Here is a 19,611-nt window from a genome sequence, read left to right on the forward strand (position 1 = left end):
AAACTTTTTATCAGACTTTAATCACACCCTGATCACACATTCCTGAGAACTTCTGTGGCTGATGTGTGAGAAATTTTTCTTTGTAGCCACAGGCCGCCCAATACGCATGCAGAAACGCCAAAAACAACACCATAGACAATCACGATCCATGGGATTGGTAAGTTGAATTCAAAAACATGGGTGGCCAAAGCCCAACCCACCCCAATGGCACCGAAAGAAGCCATCGAACCAGAAATAAAACCAATCACGGTCAACTCTGTATAAAAAGCACGCCTGATTTGAGCCTGACTAGCACCCAAGGTTTTGAGTAAGCCTGCATCCTTGAGGCGCTCATCTTGAGTCGATGCCAAAGCCGCGGCCAAGACCAAGATGCCAGCAATCACTGTGAAGCCAAACAGCAATTCCACGGCTGCTGACAATTTATTCAAGACATCTTGCACTTGATTCAAAGCAGATTCCACATCCACAACAGTCACGTTAGGAAATTGCGCCACCACAGAAATATCCAGAGGCAATACTTGCGGCACCAAAGGACCTTGCTTATAAGCCGTGATCCAAGTTTGCGGCATTTCACTGAGAAGATGAGGCGGCAAAATTGCAAAGAAGTTAACGCGCATGCTACCCCAATCAAGTTCTCTGATGGATGTCACGTTTGCCTTAACAGGAATGCCCGCAATATCAAACACCAAGCTGTCACCTAACTTCAAAGACAGTGTTTTAGCCAAACCTTTTTCAATCGACACTTCTGGCATGCGAGTGTTGCCATGCCAAGTTCCTGCGGTCACTTTATTTTTATCTGGCAAGTCTGCGGCGTATGAGAGGTTGAATTCTCTATCAACCAATCGCTGTGCACGAGAATCCTCAAAATCTTGCGGCAATACCACTTGGTCATTGATGTGCGTTAAACGACCGCGAACCATGGGGTACAAGACAATTTTCTTAATGTCAGCACTCAATAACTTTTGCTCAATGGCTGCTTTTTGTTCTGGCTGAATATTGATCAAAAATCTATTGGGTGCATCCGGCGGAGAACTGCCCTTCCAAGCACTCATCAAATCTTGTCTGACCACAGCCAAAAGTAATAAGGCCATGATGGCAATCGCCAGTGATGCTATTTGTAAACCAGTGAACAAAGAGCGTCTGGATAAAGACTGCCAAACAAATCGTTGCACAACGTGCTGACCTAACCATGAATGCTCTGCCATCTTGGCTGTCAATTTGATCAATAGCCATGAGACCAACACAAAGACGCCTGCCGCCAATGAAAAACCACCCAAAGTTAAGACGGCTAATTTGACATCTTTAGCAACACTTAAAAGTAAAACAAAGAAGCTGATCAAGCCAAAAAACATCAATAACCAAGAAGCAGGATGCCTGACTGAAATATCTCGACGAATCACTTTCAATGGCGAGATATCACTCAAATACAGCAATGGTGGCCAAACAAATCCAATCAACAAAACAACAGCTACCAATAAAGACCAGATCAATGGCCAGATCGATGCTGATGGCAAATCAGCCACCAACAAATCACCCAAAAAGAAAAGCAGGCCTTGATGACCAATCCACCCCAAGAAAGCCCCCATGGCACCGCCCAAAAGTGCAATCACCATGCTGGCCTTGAAGTGCTCTAGCAATACTTGGCGTTTATTGGCGCCCAAGCATTTCCAAATTGCCGTTGGATTAGCTTGCTTGCTGGTATAGCGCTTGGCGGCTAAAGCCATCGCTACAGCAGCGACCATGGCCGTCAAAATAGCCACCAGTGATAAAAACTTTTCAGCGCGATCAAGCGTTGCTCGCATCAAGGGTTGACTGTTATCAACCCCCTCGATTTTGATGCCCCTCAATTGCTTGGCATCAATTTCTTTTTGAGCCCACAATAAAAATGCATTGACTGTTGGTTCTTGACCAGCCATCAAAAATCGATAAGTGACCCGACTACCAAAACCAATCAGCTGAGTTTTAGCTAACTCATCATCACGCATCATGACCCGTGGTGCAAAGTTTAAGAAACCAGCACCCTTATCTAGCTCTTGAGTCAACAAAGCCTCAATCACAAAACTTGTCGACCCCAAGGTGATTCGATCCCCCAACTTTGCAGAAAGAGCCGCCAAAAGAGCAGGCTCTACCCACACGGAACCTGGCGATGGTGTTGCGCGTGTGCTTGCGCCCTTGATGTCTAGATCATCTTTAGAGATCTTGATACTTCCCCTCAATGGGTATGCCTCTGTGACTGCTTTTAAAGCCACCAGGCGGGCATTTGAGCCAACGGATGACATGGTGGGGAACACCGTGGTCTTAGCTGCCAGCAATCCTTGTTTAGCAGCCTCTTGCTCAAAAAGAATCGGCAAGGGTTGATCGCTCTGAATCAAAGCATCTGATGCAATCAATTGCTTAGCATCTCTCTCAAACGCTCTTTGCATGCGATCTGCCAAATAAGCCACACTGCTCAAAGACGCCACAGAAACAACCAAGGCAGCTAAAAGCCAAGCAAATTCAATAGATCTAAAGGAACGGGGGAGATTCATTGCCACTCAATATCAGTCAATTTGTGATTCAGCCACTAGGATAGTGGTTGTTCACTAAAAGTGTGCAAGCTTGCATTACCCCAGATTGATCAAGGTCATCTGATAACCACTCAAGTGCAGATGACTGAGCTTGATGGGGATTAATTCAATGTGAGACCTTGCTTAGCCACAACATCTCGGTAGATGTCGTACTCGGCTTTGATTTCTGCAGCGAACTGCTCTGGATTATTGGCAACAATCAATGATCCAGTGTCTTCAATGCGTTTTCTCACTGAAGCATCCTGTAAAACTTTTAACACTCCCGCATGAATCTTTTCCACCACTTCTTTTGACATGCCAGCAGGTCCAATCAGACCGTAATAAGCCATGCGATTGACTGGAGCCAAACCAACCTCTGCAAAAGTCGGCACATGAGGCAAGCTACTCAATCGTTTGGGGGCAGCAACCACCAATGGCAGCAAACGACCGTCTTTGATGAAGGGGTAAGCGGATGGCAAATTATCAAAAATGATCGGTACTTTTCCTGAAACTGTATCAACCAAAGCGGGGCCGGCTCCACGATAGGGAACATGATTTATTTGAGCCCCAGTCAAACTTTTAAATAACTCGGTCTGCAAATGCCCAATACCACCAGCGCCTGAGGTTGAATAACTATATTTACCAGGATTCTTTTTAATTAACTCTAAAAATGATTTGTAATCCTTAGCTGCAAATTTCGAATGCACAGCAATCACATTGGGCGTGGCGGCAATATTGGTGATCGCCTGAAAATCTTTGATCGGGTCGTAACCAATTTTTTTATTGATGGCTGGATTTGAGGCAGTGGTTGAGACGGTTGCCATACCAATCACATGACCATCTTTACTACCTCTCATGATGTCCAAGGCACCAATCGAGCCACCAGCACCTGCCTTATTTTCAACAATCACAGGTTGACCAAGCACTTTACCCAAAGGATCTGCGATGGCACGCGCAATAATGTCCGTACTACCACCTGGTGCAAAAGGCACGATCAAACGAATCTGTTTTTGCGGAAATGATTGGGCCTGAGCCATGAATGGCATGAAAATGCTCACAAGCGCAACGATGAAAACAGAACGAATCAAACCACCCCCTTCAAAGACATGTTCAAACAATTTCTTGACACATGCATCGACCTAATTGAATGCATTTTTTAGTGAAATGCTTAATATTCGGGAGATATTTAAACACAGTTATGAGCTCATTCAAAGCCATATCAACACCACCACAATTGACTTCAATCAATCATGAAAAAGATTTTTTGTAGGTATTTTGTAGGTGTTTTTTAGTGATTGTGTTTTGAGGCGCAGCTTGGGCTCTCATTTGAAGAATGCAGCAACTTGAATGAAAAAGGGCCTAGCTTTACACTAGGCCCTTCTGTTTTGGTGCGGCTGGCAGGAATTGAACCCACGACCCCTTGGTTCGTAGCCAAGTACTCTATCCAACTGAGCTACAGCCGCATTAAGACCGACATTATGCCATGGAAATCAAAAACTACATAACTCCTGCTGGTCACCAGCGCATGAAAGATGAACTTTTACATCTTCTGGATGAAGAACGGCCAGAAATCGTCAAAATTGTTTCATGGGCCGCATCAAATGGTGATCGCTCTGAAAATGGTGATTATCAGTACGGTAAAAAGCGTTTACGTGAAATCGACCGTCGCATTTATTTTTTAACCAAGCGCTTAGAAGATGTCTTGGTGGTTGATCCTGAGGCAAGAGAACAAACCGATCAAATCTTCTTTGGGGCAACCATCTGTTATGCAGATGAGACTGGGCAGGAAACCACCATCGCGATTGTGGGTGTTGACGAAGTCGACATGGAGAAAAATCATGTCAGTTGGATTTCACCGATTGCCAAAGCATTCATCAAAGCAAGAGAAGGCGACACAGTTAATTTACAAACCCCTGAGGGTTTGAAAGAACTTGATATCTTGAAGGTTACTTACCAAAAACTCGGGTGATTTTTAGAACGTCTTGATTCTGCCTTAAGCGACGCATGACTTTGGCCAAGTGATAACGGCTCTCCACCTGAATCACAAAGCGAATACCCACAGCAGACTCACTGAAGCGATCATCCATCGCTACGTGAGCAATATTGGCATCAGCAGAGGTCAATGTGCCAGCAATGCGAGCTAAAACACCTTTGGCATTTTTGACATCCACACGGATGGACACATCAAAACTTCTTTGAATATCTTCTGCCCAAATCACATCGACCCAATGATCTGGATCACGATGATGCAATCTTTGAGCTTGGCGACATTCATGGGTGTGAATTTGCAGCCCCTCGCCCTTACCAAGGTAGCCCAAGATGTTGTCGCCAGGGATTGCATGACAGCAAGCTGGGAAAGACACTGACTCACCACCCTTGCCATCAATCATGATCGCTTGCTTGTGCTCAGGCATGTCATCGCGAGCAGTCTCCCACTCAGCCGTATCCAAACGCATTTGTTCAGAATGACCCTTGCTCTCTCGAATGAGCATTTCAACTCTTTTGGCCATCACTGCAGGAACACGATGACCCATGGCAATATCTGCGCACAATTCTTCACGACCCTTGCTGCCCGTCCAGTGCAATAGCTTTTCCCAAATATCATCTGTGACGAGGGCTGCATCACCACCGTGCTGACGCAACGCTTGAGACAACAAGCGCTCACCCAGTTGAATCGCTTCTGAGTAACGTCTGGTTTTGAGGTAATGACGAATAGCAGCACGAGCTTTGCCAGTTTTAACAAATGTGAGCCAAACAGGATTGGGTTGCGAATTAGGCGTTGAACTGATTTCAATGATGTCGCCGTTCTTTAGCTCTGTTCTTAATGGCAACTGAACGCCGTTCACTTTGGCGCCCACACACTCATTTCCCAAGTCACTGTGCACAGCGTAGGCGAAGTCCAAGGCTGTGGCACCCCTTGGCAAGGCTCTGATTTGTCCTTTGGGGGTGAACACGTAAACCGCATCAGGGAATAAGTCGATTTTGACGTGCTCTAGGAATTCTTGAGAATCGCCACTGTTGTCTTGAATATCAACCAATGATTGCAACCATTGATGAGCTCTGGTTTGCATCTCAGTGAGATGGTCATCGCCATCCTTATAAGCCCAATGTGCAGCAACGCCCTCTTCCGCTACGCGGTGCATGTCTTGCGTACGAATCTGAAACTCCACCGGCATACCAAATGGACCCACCAAGGTGGTGTGCAGTGACTGATAACCATTGAGCTTAGGGATGGCAATGTAATCTTTGAACTTGCCAGGCATTGGCTTATAAAGGGCGTGCAAGACGCCCAGCGCTCGGTAACACTCATCAATTGATTTGACGGTGACACGGAAAGCGTAAACATCCAAGACCTGAGAGAAGCTCAAGTGCTTTTGGCGCATCTTCATGTAGATGCTGTACAAAGTTTTTTCTCTGCCGCGCAAGTCAGCCTCAAGACCTGATTTGGTCAAAGTCATGCGAGCCGCATCCAAAATTTTGACCACCATCTCTTTGCGATTGCCGCGAGCTTTTTTGATCGCCTTATCCAAAGTGGCATATCTGAACGGTGATGAATGTCTAAAGCTTAAATCTTGTAATTCTCTGTAAACCAAATTCAAACCAAGACGGTGCGCAATCGGTGAGTATATTTCTGCGGTTTCAAGAGCGACTCTTTTGCGCTTGGCCAAAGTGGTTGCATCGAGGGTGCGCATATTGTGCAAACGATCTGCCAATTTCACCAAAATCACTCGAACGTCTCTGGCCATGGCCATGAACATTTTTCTAAAACTCTCAGCTTGCGCCTCTGCCTGACTTTGGAATTCTAGTTTGTCTAGCTTGGTTAAACCTTCTACCAATTCAGCCACTTTGCCACCAAAGATCTCTATCAACTCTTGGCGAGTGCTGCCCGTGTCCTCAATCACATCATGCAGCAAGGCAGCCATGATCGATGGAGCATCTAAGCGCCAACTGGCACAAAGCTCAGCAACAGCCAACGGGTGAGTGATGTAAGGTTCGCCGCTTTGGCGATATTGACCTAGATGAGCTGAATCAGCATATTGAAATGCTTTTTTGACCAAAGCAATTTCATCAGGTTTTAAATGAGAGATTTTTTCAATTAAGCCAGCAAGAGAAACAACTTGTGGCTTTGGGGGGTGAGCCGGCTGGGACGTGGGTCCGAATAAGTGCCGGCTTGATTGCTCCAGGATGGCGGCTAGGATGCCTTGGGCATCTGGGTTTGGCGCCACCGTGTCACCTCTTATAGAGGTACTTTAACCAACATGTCTCGATCTGTAACGCCAGCAGCCACTTCACGCAAAGCAATCACGGTTGGCTTGTCTTTAGCGTTCACTCTAGGAGCATGACCTTGCGCTAATTGACGAGCACGATAGGTGGCAGCTAGAACCAATTCAAATCGATTGGGGATGGTTTTCAAACAATCTTCTACAGTAATACGGGCCATGTGTTTAACTCAAAAAGTACTAGGAATACCCAAAGGATAACTCACTTGGGCAAAAGTGGCAGAAAGTTCACTTTTGCTTGTTTGAGGCGCCAAGTTCTTGGGCTAATTTTTGATGTCTGGCTAACTGAGAATTCTTGCGTAAACGACTCGCCAAAACCACATGATTTAACTCAGCCAAGGCTGTATCAAAATCATCATTGATCACCAAATAATTAGCTTCAGCCACATGGGTCAACTCTTCTCTGGCAGCAGCCACCCGTTTTTGAATGGTGGCCTCATCATCTTGAGCACGGTGTCTCAAGCGATCTTCTAAAGTCTGTATCGAGGGTGGCAAAATAAAGATCCAAATGGCTTCTGGAATGATGGCTTGCACTTGGCGAGCTCCTTGCCAATCAATTTCTAAAATGACATCTCTGCCATTTTTCATTTGAGACTCAATCCAAGACTTGGATGTACCGTAGTAGTTGCCGTGCACTTTGGCCCACTCTAAAAAATCACCCGCTGCTTTGCGCTCTAAAAATTCTGCTTCACTGAGGAAGTTGTATTCACGACCATTCACTTCACCAGGTCTTGGTGAGCGCGTGGTGAACGATACCGACAAACCAATGTCTTTATCTTGCTTAAGAAGTGCATTGACCAAAGAGGATTTACCTGCACCTGAAGGAGCAACCACCATCAACATGCTACCGGTATAAGTCATGAGACATCCTCTAAAACCTCAGTTAGAACATTACTCAAGATTCTGCACCTGCTCACGCATTTGCTCAATCAATAATTTGACTTCAATCGATGCATTGCTGCTTTCTTGAGACACTGACTTGGATCCCAGCGTATTCGCTTCACGATTCAATTCTTGCATCAAGAAGTCCAAACGCTTGCCAACTGGGCCGCCTTTTTTAAGAGCTGCCTCAACAGCATCCAAATGTGTCTTGAGACGCTCAAGCTCTTCAGCAACATCAATGCGAACACCATACAAAACAACTTCTTGCTTGATACGTTCTGAAACGTCGTTTTTTGCCACAGCTTGACCTTGTGCATCGATGCCCGTGAGTATTTCAGTCAAGCGCTCAGTGAGCTTGGCTTGATGAGCTGCGATGATTTGCGGAATCAAGGGCTTTAATTGTTCAACAATCGCCCGAATGCCATTCACGCGCTCCATCAAGATCTCAAGCAAAGCCTTACCTTCGCCCTGACGACTAGTCTTAAGAGCTGTCAGAGCCTCTGTGGCAGCATCCAAAGTCAGTTTGCGCCAGAGTTCGTCATCCACATTCTTTTCATTGATCACACCAGGCCAACGCAAGATTTCACCCATGCGCATATTTCCTGCATTGGGCATTTCTTTCAAAACAGCCGCTTCTAGCGCTTTGAGACTTTTCAGACTGTCTAAATTCAACAAATCTGTGGATTGAGTGGAGGCTTCTGTTTCACGGTGCACATTGATGCGAAACTCCACCTTGCCACGGCCCAACTGTTTGGTGACCAGTTCGCGCAATGACATTTCTGCAGAACGGCACTCTTCAGGTGAACGTATGTTCAAATCTAGGAAACGACTATTTACTGAACGGCATTCAACCGCTACAGTTGCATAGACTCCGCCACCCAGGTCTAATTGTCTGGAGGCACTACCAAAACCGGTCATACTTTCTATCATTCTTCCATTGTAAAGTCCTAACATGACAATATCCAAACGCCCTAGTCATCGCCAAGCCGAAAATCTTCGCCCAATCGCCATCATCCGAGGCTTTACCAAGCACGCAGAAGGCTCTGTATTGGTGAAATTTGGTGACACACACGTGCTTTGCACCGCTTCAATCCTTGAAAAAGTACCCCCACACCAAAAAGGCAGTGGCGAGGGTTGGGTCACCGCGGAATACGGGATGTTGCCTAGGGCCACCCATACCAGGGGCGATCGTGAGGCTGCCAAGGGCAAGCAAAGTGGTAGAACTCAAGAAATTCAGCGTCTGATTGGCCGCTCGATGCGCAGCGTGTTTGATCTCAAATTACTGGGTGAAAGAACCATTCATTTGGATTGCGATGTGCTTCAAGCCGATGGTGGCACCAGAACAGCAGCAATCACGGGGGCTTTTGTGGCCGCTCGTGATGCCGTCAATCAATTACTAGAAAAGAAGTTAATTGCCCAAGATCCAATCAAAGATCATGTGGCGGCTATTTCAGTGGGCATTTATCAAGGCACCCCAGTGCTTGATTTGGACTATGCCGAAGATTCAGCGTGTGACACAGACATGAACGTTGTGATGACTGCTCAAGGCGGCATCATTGAGGTTCAAGGAACTGCCGAAGGTGCTGCATTCTCCAGAAAAGAACTGGATCAACTCTTGAACTTGGCTGAGAGTGGCATCAAAGAATTGGTGAAACTTCAAAAAGAAGCTTTGGCAAAAAAATAATGTCTTCAAAGAAAATTGTCTTAGCTTCCAACAATTCTGGAAAAGTTAGAGAATTTAACGCTTTACTCAGCCCTCTTGGTATTGAAGTAACACCACAAGGTTTGCTGGGTATTCCATCGTGCGAAGAACCCTTTCCAAGCTTTGTTGAAAATGCCATCGCCAAAGCCAGACATGCCAGCAAGCTAAGTGGCTTACCCGCCCTTGCAGATGACTCTGGTGTTTGCGTCGATGCACTCGGTGGCCTGCCAGGAGTCTTATCAGCCAGATTCGCTCTGAGTGATCAAAAGAAAGATCCTTCAGATGCTGATAACAATGCGCTCCTGATTAAAAAATTAAGTGGCGTCCAGCAACGAAGTGCTCACTTCACTTGCACCTTGGTGTTCCTCAGTTCAGCCGATGATCCAGAACCACTGATTGCTTTTGGTCACTGGCATGGAGAAATCCTTGACGCCCCACAAGGCGAGCATGGCTTTGGCTACGATCCTTTGTTCTTCATTCCAGCGCTTGGTAAAACAGCCGCTGAATTAAGCGCTGAAGAAAAAAATCAAATCAGCCATCGCGGCCAAGCACTGAACATCTTGGTTCAAGAGTTGCATAAAAAGTTAAACAAGAAAATCGATTTGTCACTCTGACACTACAAGATGCTGACATCATTGCCCCCTTTATCTCTTTATGTTCACATCCCTTGGTGCATTAAAAAATGCCCTTACTGTGACTTCAATTCTCATCAAATCAAAGATGTCAAAGAAGCTAAAGATGGCAAAGATGCAAAGACCAATGTCATTGACATTCATCCTAGCAATCAAGCCAATGAAGCCAATCAAGGGTTTGATGAAAAAAGATACCTTGAGGCTCTGCGCTTAGATTTACAGAGCACGCTGCCCAAAGTTTGGGGTCGCAGAATACATTCGATTTTCATCGGTGGTGGCACACCCAGCCTTCTATCCTCAGCCGGATTAGATCAACTGTTGTCAGATATACGCGCACTTCTGCCAGTGAATGCTGATGCTGAAATCACGATGGAAGCAAACCCAGGCACTTTTGAAATCGAAAAATTCAAAAGCTATGCTCAAAGTGGTATTAATCGTATTTCACTCGGTATCCAAAGCTTCAACGATGAGAAGCTCAAAGCATTAGGCCGCATCCATGACTCAGCTCAAGCCAAGGCCGCCATCCATGCAGCCATGGAACTCTTTGATCAGGTTAATCTTGATTTGATGTATGCCCTACCGAATCAAACACTGGATGAGGCCATTCAAGATTTAGAGCAAGCATTGGCATTTAAAACCCAGCACTTGTCTCTTTATCACCTAACGCTTGAGCCCAACACATTGTTCGCGAAATACCCACCAGCTATTCCTGATGATGACAGCGCGTTTGAGATGCTCGATGCGCTAATGGACAAGCTGAATACTGCCGGGTATGAGAGATATGAAATTTCTGCATATGCCAAAAATAGCAATCGTTGCCAACATAATATGAATTACTGGAAGTTTGGAGATTACATTGGTATTGGTGCTGGCGCACACGGTAAGATTTCTGCTCACAATCAAATCGCCAGGCAAACCAATGAGCGCCACCCAGACACTTATATGCAAAAGATATTTAATCAGGGTCACGCACTGATTGAAGAGCGTATCTTGGATAAAGATGATTTGCCATTTGAATACATGCTCAATACCTTGAGATTGATCGATGGCGTACCCACCCATGAGTTCAAAGAAAGAACTGGTTTAGAAATCAGCGCCATCAATGGACCGATTCAACAGGCCTTGAAAAAAGGCTTGTTAGATGAAGACCCAAGCACTTTGAAAGCATCAGACTTAGGTATTCAGTACCTGAATGATTTGCAGATGTTGTTTTTGAAGTAAACCTAAGATCAGCGATTGGTGAAGTAAATAACAGCCCAAACAACAAGGGCTTGAATCAATGAAATTGCGACAGCGGCACTTCCGACATCTTTCACAAATCCTGAAATATGATTGATGTCCATTGAGATTCGGTCGATTGCTTTTTCAAGCCCGGTATTCAATAACTCCACGATCAATACAATGAAAAGGCTCATGATCAGGAGGCAGATTTCAACAGCTGACTTTCCGATGAAAAATGCTGCTGGAAGCAAGACTAAGAGCAAGATCACCTCAATACGAAAGGCCTCCTCCGACTTCCACGCAGACAATAAGCCCTGAAGTGAGTACTTGGATGTTTTTAATATGCGGCGCGAAATAATATTTTTCATTATGAGTAAATTTTTTACTTTTTAATTCCTAAGGACTGAAGGTCTTTTTCTTTCTTGTAGATGCCAGTTTCAATTTCCAGAACACCCAGAATGGTATGGAAGACTTCGTCGTGAGATATGGGTTTATTGCGATGTCGTTTAAGCAAATCCATATCCAAATTTTGAGTCCTGATTAACTCTTTACCGAACCATAAAACCAAAGGCACGTTTGTCACAGCTTTGGATGAGAGCGCATAAGGCATGCCATGCAAATAAACTCCTGACTCCCCTAATGACTCACCATGGTCACTCACGTAAAACATCGAGGTCTCAAAACGGTCGTCATACTTTTTTAGAAATTTAATGACTTCACTTAAGAAGTAGTCGGTATACAAAATTGTATTGTCATACGCATTGTTAATTTCTTCCTTGGTGCATTTATCCAGTTGATTAGTTTTGCATACTGGTTTGAATTTTTGAAAAGCCTCGGGAACTCTTTCATGGTAGGAAGGGCCATGGCTTCCCATTTGATGCAAAACAATGACAATGTCACCCTTCTTTTGCTTGCTGATGTATTCGTCTAAGCCTTTAAGCATGCCAATATCACGGCACTCTGGATCGCAAACAGGGTTATTTTTTGGAGTTGTAAAATCCTCGTAAGCAAATCGATCAGCAACCCCCTTAGAGCTAGAGTTATTGTCACGCCACAAAATGCTAGCTCCTGTTTTAGCAATAACATCCAAGAGGTTTTCCTTGTACTTGGCCTTAGAAAGATCAAACTTTTCCTTACCTTCTATTGAAAACATACAGGGAACTGATAAAGCTGTACTTGTACCGCAGGAAGCGACATTGGTAAAGCTAACGATGCTTTCTTTGCTGAGCAAAGGATTGGTATCCCTACTGTATCCATTAAGAGAAAACCTATCACTTCGAGCAGTTTCACCAACCACTAAAATAACGAGTTCCCGATCATCAGCGGGAGGATAGATAACAGCATCTTCCCCAACCTTGGTAAATACTTGGGTCCCATTAAAAAAAGTACGGTTCGCAATTTGATAAGTCGCATACAGCGCGCTCAAAGGGCTTGAATAAACACGTATTTGCTTTTGTTCACGAAAAAATGAGGCTGAAAAAGCACTGCTAGCCAAAAACGTCACCAGGATCGCCACCAAGGCAAACAAGGCAAGCCCCAAATGGTACAAAATACGTTTAACCGCTGTTTGCGGAGCGATTTCAATTTTGTAAAGGAAAAAGACTGGGACTGCGAATAGGGCAGCGAAGTAAATTAAAGCGCGCCAAGACATTAACCCTATAGCTTCAGTAACATTGGTTTCTGCCGCATTGATTAACATGTCTTTATCGATAATCACCCCATAGCTATCAGCAAAATAGGCAGAAATGACGGCTAACAAAAAGAAAACAACCAACACATGTTTGTACCATTTGTGCATTGTTAGCAAAGCCATCAAGAACAATAACAACAAAAATTGATACAGCACCAAGGCCACCAGATAAAGTTGGCTCGTGCTTGTGCTCACCAACCATTCATTGGCTTTGGTAAACATCGTGAAGTTAGCGAAGATGGTTATAAAAAGAGCTGACGCAATAACCAAAAATACGCTTTTTGACCATGAAAATTTAAGCATTTATGGACTTTTCCCCAGAATAGAATCTTTGACTCTATTCCGCTTAAATTAACTGAAGATTAAGCTTTTTATAGGGTTTGCTATAAAACAGTGATCCAGACTTTCCAGCCTTGATGAAAAAACAAAGAGCCCCATGGGTAGGGGCTCTTCTTTTGTATTTGGCGGAAGCTGTGAGATTCGAACTCACGGAGGACTCGCATCCTCGGCAGTTTTCAAGACTGCTGCATTCAACCACTCTGCCAAGCTTCCAAAACAGCCGAGATTATAAGGTATCTGAAACCAATCGACATTTTTTTTCATTTTACGACCCCCAAAACTTGTTAAAATTCATAAATGTCTAAATTAATTAGTGCTGTAGACCTTGCTCTAGATACCGCCTACCAACAAATCACTGATGCCGAGTGGCAGCAATTATTTGAGTTGGCAGAAGCCCGTGGTGTTTTTGAAAAACGCAACGCGATCTTTTCAGGTAGTGCTGTTAATCAATCAGAGGGTCGATCAGCCCTTCATCCAGCCCTTAGGAATTTGTCAGGCCAGCCAATGATGGTGGATGGCGAAGATGTCATGCCCCAAGTCAAAGCAGTATGGCAAAGGATGGAAGGGTTTTGCAATCAGCTGATTGGTATCACCGATGTGATTTGCTTAGGCATTGGCGGCTCAGATTGGGGGCCCCGCTTGGTGTGTGACGCCCTTTATCAAGTCAATCCAAATATGGGCAAAGCGATTCGTTTGCATTTTGTGGCAAACGTCGACAGCGCTGAATTAGCCACCACTTTGGCAAAAGCTCAACCACGCAGCACCAGAGTTCTGATCACATCCAAAACATTCACAACCCTTGAGACCATGAGAAACGCTCAAACGGTCATCAATTGGTTAAAGCTTCATCAAGTCACCCCATCACAACTCAAAAAGTGTTTGATTGGCATTACTGCCAATCCAGAAGCTGCTGAAGCTTTTGGCATTACCCCTGAGAATATTTACCCGTTTTGGGATTGGGTGGGAGGTCGCTTCTCAGTATGGTCAGCTGTTGGCTTTCCGATTGCCATTAAATTTGGTTTTGCCACCTACAAACAATTTTTAGCTGGCGCTCATGCGATGGACCAGCATTTTGTGAATGCTCCCGCAAAAGAAAATATGCCACTGACTTTGGCATTGACTTTGATTCACAATCAGCGCAAACATAGCATCACTGCCAAAGCAATCGTGCCGTATGCACACGCCCTCAGATTTTTACCCGAGTGGCTACAGCAATTAGAAATGGAAAGTCACGGCAAGAGCGTGACTGTCAACGGTGAATCATGTGACCCAACATCACCCGTGGTGTTTGGTAGTGCTGGCAGCAATTCTCAGCACAGCTATTTCCAGATGCTTCACCAAGGAACACAAATCATCCCTGTGGACTTCATCGCTATCAAACAAGCGATGAGTGATTTACCTGAAGCGAAAGAACATCATCAGTCCTTAATCGCTAACTGCTTGGCTCAAGCGCAAGCTTTGGCCAATGGATCTGAAGAAGAATTCGCTTATGACTCTTGTCCTGGTGGTCGCCCAAGCAACTTGATTTGGCTACCCAAGCTCGATGCTTATTATTTAGGTGCCCTACTAGCTCTTTACGAACATCGTGCACTTTGTTTAGGCGCCATTTGGGGTCTTAATAGTTTTGACCAGCCAGGGGTTGAGCTAGGTAAAAAATTAGCCAAGCCAATTCAAGCGGCGCTCAAAGGTGACAATCCATCATTGGATGGTATCGATGAAATCACGGCTGCTCGCATCAAGTGGCTTAACAGTTAACTCTTAACTCCTCAGAGATCTCATGGAACTATCTGCTTCAATTTTCAAAGCGTATGACATTCGTGGCGTCATCGATAAAACATTAGATCCAAGCATTGCCAAACTCATTGGTCAATCTTTTGGTAGTGCCATGCGCGAAATTGGTGAAACAGTTTGCGTGGTCGGTCGTGATGGTCGTTTATCTGGTCCAACCCTGATGGCAGGGCTCACAGAAGGTCTTTTATCTGTTGGCGTGGACGTGATTGATTTAGGCGTTGTGGCAACCCCCATGGTTTACTTTGGTACCAATATCAAAATCAATGGTCATCAAGCCAAGTCTGGAATCATGATCACAGGTAGTCACAATCCACCGGACTACAACGGCTTCAAAATGGTTTTAGGCAGTTCTGCTATTTATGGTGAACAGATACAGGCCTTGCGTGAGCGCATCATTGCCAAGCAATTTGCAACTGGCTCAGGCAAACGCTCTGAATACGATATTTTTCCTGAGTACTTGGCGCGCATTGTTGGTGATGTGAAGCTTCAGAGAAAAATTAAAATTGCTGTTGATTGCGGCAATGGTGTTGGTGGTGCATTCGCCGGAAAACTATTCAGAGCCCTTGGCTGTGAAGTTGAAGAATTATTTTGTGAAGTTGACGGCACCTTCCCAAATCACCACCCTGATCCAGCCCATTTGGAAAACCTGCAAGATTTGATTAAAAATCTGAAAAACACCGATAACGAAATTGGTCTTGCCTTCGATGGTGATGCAGATCGTTTAGGGGTTGTGACAAAAAGTGGTGAGGTGATATTCCCTGATCGTCAAATGATGTTGTTTGCCAAAGATGTACTTGGTCGCAATCCTGGCGCACAAATTATTTACGATGTGAAGTGCACACGTAATCTAGCTACTTATATCAAGCAAGCTGGTGGCGAACCATTGATGTGGAAAACAGGTCACTCGCTCGTCAAAGCAAAGCTAAAAGAAACCGGCGCTCCTCTTGCAGGCGAAATGAGTGGTCACATTTTCTTCAAAGACCGCTGGTATGGTTTTGATGATGGTCTCTACACAGGTGCGCGCCTTTTAGAAATCTTGAGTGGCGAAAAAGATCTCAATGCCACCTTAGAAGGACTACCCAATGCAATCTGCACACCTGAGCTACAAATGCCTTGTGCAGAAGGTGAGCCTTTTGTCTTGCTCGACAAGATCAAGGAAAAAGTAGCCGAAGGTAAATCCTTGGGCACGAATACATTGTTCCCAAGCTCCGAATCCATCAATACCATTGATGGCGTCCGCGTAGAATATGCTGATGGCTTTGGTTTGGCTCGCCCTTCTAACACCACACCGATTGTGGTGATGCGTTTTGAAGCTGATAGTCAGACAGCCATTGAAAGAATCCAAGCTGAATTCAAACAAGTGTTCTTGGGCATCAAGTCAGATGTAAAGATGCCTTTTTAAACAGTTTTCACGGTTTCAATAAGTCAAAAGGCAGCCTTGGCTGCCTTTTTTATTACCAAACTACTTTTTATCACCGAAATTATTAAATGGTGATTTTCTTGATTTCTTTGATTTTGTTCTTGTCATCAACCAAGATAACTTTGGGGATAAACGTTTTTGCATCTGACTCGGACATTGGGCCATAAGTACAGATGATCAATAAGTCACCCACATGAGCCTTGCGTGCAGCAGCACCATTCAAAGAGATAGCGCCAGAGCCACGAGCTGCTTTAATGATGTATGTTGAGAAGCGCTCACCATTATTGATGTTGTATAGCTCAATACGCTCGAACTCACGCATATCAGCCGCGTCCAACAGATCCTCATCAATACCGCATGAACCTTCGTACTCTAAATCGGCCTCAGTCACCGTTACACGGTGTAATTTGGCACGCAACATCACTCTTTGCATAATTTTCCCTCCGGGTGCGGATTCTACCTTGATGGATGGCTATTCGCTGTAAAATTTAACAGGTATGATGATTAAATCAAATTTTTAGGGGTTTTTATGGCTGATAACAATCAAAATGGCTGCTTAACTGTGGGCGAAGGCGTTAAATTAACTGGTAATTTTGTTGTGCCTGACATTGCTTCTATTTCAGGAACCATCGAAGGTGAACTCACTGCTCGCGAGATTTTGGTTGGCAGCACAGGCATTCTCAAAGGCAAAGTGACTGCGGACGTGGTCGATGTTCGTGGTGAAATCCATGACAACCTCACAGCTAATAAGTCTTTGTTCATCCGCTCTACTGGCAAAGTGATTGGCACGGTTCAATACACTGAAATTGAGATTGAAAAAGGTGGTGATTTACAAGGTAATCTCTTGAAATCAGCCAATGGCAATAGCGCCTCTTAAAAAGTTTCAAGGATATGAATATGTTTGGTAAAAAAACAGATAACGAAAACTCTGAATTTTCATCAGAAGAACCTGTTTCAAATGAGGTGGTTGAAGAGAATGAGAATTTTGAATCCGCAACTCAAAATACAAGTGTTTCTCTAAAGCCATCCATCATCAGTGAAGGTTTTGAATTCACGGGTGACATGAAGTCAGGTGGCTCGATCACTGTTGATGGCACATTCAAAGGCAACCTGACAGTTCAAAATTTATTGATTGGGACTGGTGGCTTTGTGGATGGCACAGTCACTGCTGACAGCATCAACGTCAAAGGCAATCTCTCTGGAACAGTGAGCTGTCGTGATTTAGTGATCGGCGGACGCGCCACGGTTGATGGCGCACTCAGTTACTCCAGCATCACCATTCAACGAGGCGGCACAATCAAGGGCGATTTAAAGCGCAAGTGATTAGCACTTCAATAAGTAAAAAAGCTCACATCAGTGAGCTTTTTTTATTGGAGCTTTTGATCTGTATTTTTATAATTTTTATATTTAAGTTTTTATTTTATTTTTATTGTTTAACGACGCTCTTGTACCGCACGAATCACATCCGAAGCTTGATTGGCTGATTTTTTATCAACACCTTGGATCACCAGACCAATCACACGCGCACCGTGCTCAATCCCGATGGAGCCATAAGTCACATCACCACGCACATGAGCAGTTTGATGAAACTCAACACGCTCAGTTGCATAGATATTACCTTCTACCTTGCCAGCAATCATGACGCGATAAGCAAAAATATCACCAATCACTTCGCCGTCTTCGCCGACAGCCACAGTGACTTTTGAATTTTCTTCACTTTCAATATTACCAACCACTTTGCCATCGATGCGCAGGCTCTCACCCACAACCATGCGGCCATAGATTTCTGACGTTTTACCAATCAAAGTATCAAAACGCTCATTGGTAGGAAGCAATATTGATGTTTTACGTTTGCCGAACATGTTTATCTCCGTTATGTACTCATTCTAAATGTTTTTATACCCACAGGATGATTTTGAAACCTCGAATCAATCACTTTCAGGTTCGCTTCAGAAAATTGCCTTAATATTCATATATGAACAAAGAATTATTTGATTATCCAAAGCAAGACGGCTCTGGTGCCACTTGTATCGCTCAAGCATGGGCCAAAGTTCCTAGAGCATTGCCCGAGGAAGAAAAAGCGCAAATTATTCAAAAGATTAAGTCTGAGCTGATCAAGCAAGACGCTGTTCTGATTGCACACTACTACATTGATGGTGCTATCCAAGACCTTGCTTGGGAAACCGGTGGCTTTGTTGCAGACTCTTTGGAAATGGCACGTTTTGGAAAAAACCACTCGGCAAAAAAGTTGGTCGTGGCGGGTGTGAAGTTCATGGGTGAAAGCGCAAAGATTTTGAGCCCTGAAAAAACAGTGTTGATGCCAGATTTAGATGCCACCTGCTCTCTTGATTTAGGTTGTCCCGCAGAAGACTTTAATCAGTTTTGCGATGCTCACCCTGATCGTGAAGTGGTGGTGTACGCCAACACGAGCGCTGCAGTGAAAGCCAGAGCTGATTGGATGGTGACCAGCTCTTGTGCCCTAGCGATTGTTCATGAACTGCACCAGCAGGGTAAAAAGATATTGTGGGCTCCCGATCGTCACTTGGGTCGCTACATACAAGATCAAACGGGTGCAGACATGTTGCTTTGGGAAGGCCATTGCATCGTGCATGATGAATTCAAAGCAATTGAACTTGAAACCCTCATCAAGAAACATCCGAATGCCATGGTGTTAGTACACCCAGAATCACCAGCCCATGTGGTTGATTTGGCCGATGTGGTTGGATCCACCTCCGCCATGATCAAAGCAGTGGTCGAAGGCAGCGCCAAAGAATACATTGTTGCCACAGACAAAGGCATCCTTCATCGCATGCGTCAGTTAGCCCCTGAAAAAATCTTGATTGAAGCTCCCACGGCCGGTAATAGCGCCACTTGTAAGAGCTGCGCACACTGCCCTTGGATGGCCATGAATGGTCTTGAGGGCATTCTGAATTGCTTAACAAATCAGTCTGGAGAAATCTTGGTTGATGAGACCATCCGATCTGATGCTCAAATTTGTATTGAAAGAATGTTGTCTTTTACAACAAACCATCCAGAGTTATTAGCAAAAGCCCAGCATGGTTTTGTTAAAAATATCGGCGCAGCTTAATTAGTTTTTTCTTTTTTTTC

Annotated in this window: 19 protein-coding genes and 2 tRNA genes; 9 read left to right on the forward strand and 12 right to left on the reverse strand. The window is 44.7% G+C overall.

Going from position 1 to position 19,611, the window contains the following annotated elements; translation table 11 throughout:
• Positions 1-32 precede the first annotated feature (32 nt).
• From AOC33_RS07550 to AOC33_RS07560, 3 genes are all read right to left on the reverse strand, one after another.
• The gene (locus AOC33_RS07550; protein ID WP_089516379.1) at positions 33-2,528 is read right to left on the reverse strand and encodes an ABC transporter permease; all 2,496 of its coding nucleotides are present in this window, start codon (positions 2,526-2,528) and stop codon (positions 33-35) included.
• A 140-nt stretch (positions 2,529-2,668) separates the two neighbouring features.
• Positions 2,669-3,592: a tripartite tricarboxylate transporter substrate binding protein BugE gene (locus tag AOC33_RS07555; RefSeq protein WP_089516466.1), complete on the reverse strand. Its 924-nt coding sequence runs from the start codon at positions 3,590-3,592 to the stop codon at positions 2,669-2,671.
• Positions 3,593-3,932: 340 nt separating this feature from the next.
• Positions 3,933-4,009 (reverse strand) — tRNA-Arg (locus AOC33_RS07560).
• A 20-nt stretch (positions 4,010-4,029) separates the two neighbouring features.
• On the opposite strand from AOC33_RS07560, the gene greB reads away from it, so the two are divergent.
• Complete coding sequence (gene greB / locus AOC33_RS07565) at positions 4,030-4,515, forward strand: transcription elongation factor GreB (RefSeq protein WP_089516380.1); 486 nt, start codon at positions 4,030-4,032, stop codon at positions 4,513-4,515.
• Here greB and AOC33_RS07570 read toward each other — a convergent pair.
• The 4 genes from AOC33_RS07570 to AOC33_RS07585 all read right to left on the reverse strand — a co-directional run bounded on the left by AOC33_RS07570 (position 4,493) and on the right by AOC33_RS07585 (position 8,638).
• Positions 4,493-6,787, reverse strand: coding sequence for a RelA/SpoT family protein (locus AOC33_RS07570; RefSeq protein WP_089516381.1), 2,295 nt, complete (start codon positions 6,785-6,787; stop codon positions 4,493-4,495). The genes greB and AOC33_RS07570 overlap by 23 nt on opposite strands.
• The gene (gene rpoZ, locus AOC33_RS07575; protein ID WP_088813555.1) at positions 6,784-6,987 is read right to left on the reverse strand and encodes a DNA-directed RNA polymerase subunit omega; all 204 of its coding nucleotides are present in this window, start codon (positions 6,985-6,987) and stop codon (positions 6,784-6,786) included. The genes AOC33_RS07570 and rpoZ overlap by 4 nt, the downstream gene beginning before the upstream one ends.
• A 67-nt stretch (positions 6,988-7,054) precedes the next feature.
• On the reverse strand, positions 7,055-7,687 hold the full coding sequence (gene gmk / locus AOC33_RS07580) for a guanylate kinase (RefSeq protein WP_089516382.1): 633 nt from the start codon (positions 7,685-7,687) through the stop codon (positions 7,055-7,057).
• A gap of 30 nt (positions 7,688-7,717) precedes the next feature.
• A complete protein-coding gene (locus AOC33_RS07585) occupies positions 7,718-8,638 on the reverse strand; it encodes a YicC/YloC family endoribonuclease (protein WP_089516467.1) in 921 nt (306 codons plus the stop codon).
• 22 nt (positions 8,639-8,660) lie between these two features.
• Between AOC33_RS07585 and rph the strand changes: the two genes are divergently transcribed.
• The 3 genes from rph to hemW are packed head-to-tail and all read left to right on the forward strand — an operon-like array spanning position 8,661 to position 11,263.
• Positions 8,661-9,392, forward strand: coding sequence for a ribonuclease PH (rph, locus tag AOC33_RS07590; RefSeq protein WP_089516383.1), 732 nt, complete (start codon positions 8,661-8,663; stop codon positions 9,390-9,392).
• Entirely contained in the window at positions 9,392-10,024 is a 633-nt protein-coding gene (gene rdgB, locus AOC33_RS07595; RefSeq protein WP_089516384.1) for an RdgB/HAM1 family non-canonical purine NTP pyrophosphatase, read from the forward strand. The genes rph and rdgB overlap by 1 nt, the downstream gene beginning before the upstream one ends.
• Before the next feature lie 9 nt (positions 10,025-10,033).
• Positions 10,034-11,263 carry a radical SAM family heme chaperone HemW gene (gene hemW / locus AOC33_RS07600; protein ID WP_089516385.1) on the forward strand — a complete coding sequence of 410 codons (1,230 nt, stop codon included), beginning with the start codon at positions 10,034-10,036 and terminating at the stop codon, positions 11,261-11,263.
• An 8-nt stretch (positions 11,264-11,271) separates the two neighbouring features.
• Here hemW and AOC33_RS07605 read toward each other — a convergent pair whose 3' ends face one another.
• From AOC33_RS07605 to AOC33_RS07615, 3 genes are all read right to left on the reverse strand, one after another.
• On the reverse strand, positions 11,272-11,631 hold the full coding sequence (locus AOC33_RS07605; protein WP_089516386.1) for a diacylglycerol kinase: 360 nt from the start codon (positions 11,629-11,631) through the stop codon (positions 11,272-11,274).
• Positions 11,632-11,645: 14 nt separating this feature from the next.
• Positions 11,646-13,256 (reverse strand): phosphoethanolamine transferase, encoded by a 1,611-nt coding sequence (locus AOC33_RS07610; RefSeq protein ID WP_089516387.1) that lies wholly within the window; start codon positions 13,254-13,256, stop codon positions 11,646-11,648.
• 159 nt (positions 13,257-13,415) lie between these two features.
• Positions 13,416-13,505 (reverse strand) — tRNA-Ser (locus tag AOC33_RS07615).
• Positions 13,506-13,589: 84 nt separating this feature from the next.
• On the opposite strand from AOC33_RS07615, the gene pgi reads away from it, so the two are divergent.
• Together pgi and AOC33_RS07625 are read left to right on the forward strand one after the other, a co-directional pair.
• Positions 13,590-15,047: a glucose-6-phosphate isomerase gene (gene pgi / locus AOC33_RS07620; RefSeq protein ID WP_089516388.1), complete on the forward strand. Its 1,458-nt coding sequence runs from the start codon at positions 13,590-13,592 to the stop codon at positions 15,045-15,047.
• Positions 15,048-15,069: 22 nt separating this feature from the next.
• The gene (locus AOC33_RS07625) at positions 15,070-16,485 is read left to right on the forward strand and encodes a phosphomannomutase/phosphoglucomutase (protein WP_089516389.1); all 1,416 of its coding nucleotides are present in this window, start codon (positions 15,070-15,072) and stop codon (positions 16,483-16,485) included.
• An 82-nt stretch (positions 16,486-16,567) separates the two neighbouring features.
• Here the strand turns inward: AOC33_RS07625 and panD are convergent, their stop codons facing one another.
• Positions 16,568-16,936, reverse strand: a complete 369-nt coding sequence (gene panD / locus AOC33_RS07630) for an aspartate 1-decarboxylase (RefSeq protein ID WP_089516390.1) — start codon at positions 16,934-16,936, stop codon at positions 16,568-16,570.
• 96 nt (positions 16,937-17,032) lie between these two features.
• On the opposite strand from panD, the gene AOC33_RS07635 reads away from it, so the two are divergent.
• Together AOC33_RS07635 and AOC33_RS07640 are read left to right on the forward strand one after the other, a co-directional pair.
• Positions 17,033-17,380 (forward strand): bactofilin family protein, encoded by a 348-nt coding sequence (locus AOC33_RS07635; protein ID WP_089516391.1) that lies wholly within the window; start codon positions 17,033-17,035, stop codon positions 17,378-17,380.
• Between the two features lie 20 nt (positions 17,381-17,400).
• Positions 17,401-17,826 (forward strand): bactofilin family protein, encoded by a 426-nt coding sequence (locus tag AOC33_RS07640; protein ID WP_180738122.1) that lies wholly within the window; start codon positions 17,401-17,403, stop codon positions 17,824-17,826.
• A gap of 110 nt (positions 17,827-17,936) precedes the next feature.
• Here AOC33_RS07640 and AOC33_RS07645 read toward each other — a convergent pair whose 3' ends face one another.
• Positions 17,937-18,365, reverse strand: coding sequence for a bactofilin family protein (locus AOC33_RS07645; protein WP_089516393.1), 429 nt, complete (start codon positions 18,363-18,365; stop codon positions 17,937-17,939).
• A gap of 113 nt (positions 18,366-18,478) precedes the next feature.
• Between AOC33_RS07645 and nadA the strand changes: the two genes are divergently transcribed.
• Positions 18,479-19,591: a quinolinate synthase NadA gene (nadA, locus tag AOC33_RS07650; protein ID WP_089516394.1), complete on the forward strand. Its 1,113-nt coding sequence runs from the start codon at positions 18,479-18,481 to the stop codon at positions 19,589-19,591.
• Positions 19,592-19,611: the final 20 nt, after the last annotated feature.

Source organism: Polynucleobacter cosmopolitanus (assembly GCF_002224225.1).
GTDB lineage: Bacteria > Pseudomonadota > Gammaproteobacteria > Burkholderiales > Burkholderiaceae > Polynucleobacter > Polynucleobacter cosmopolitanus.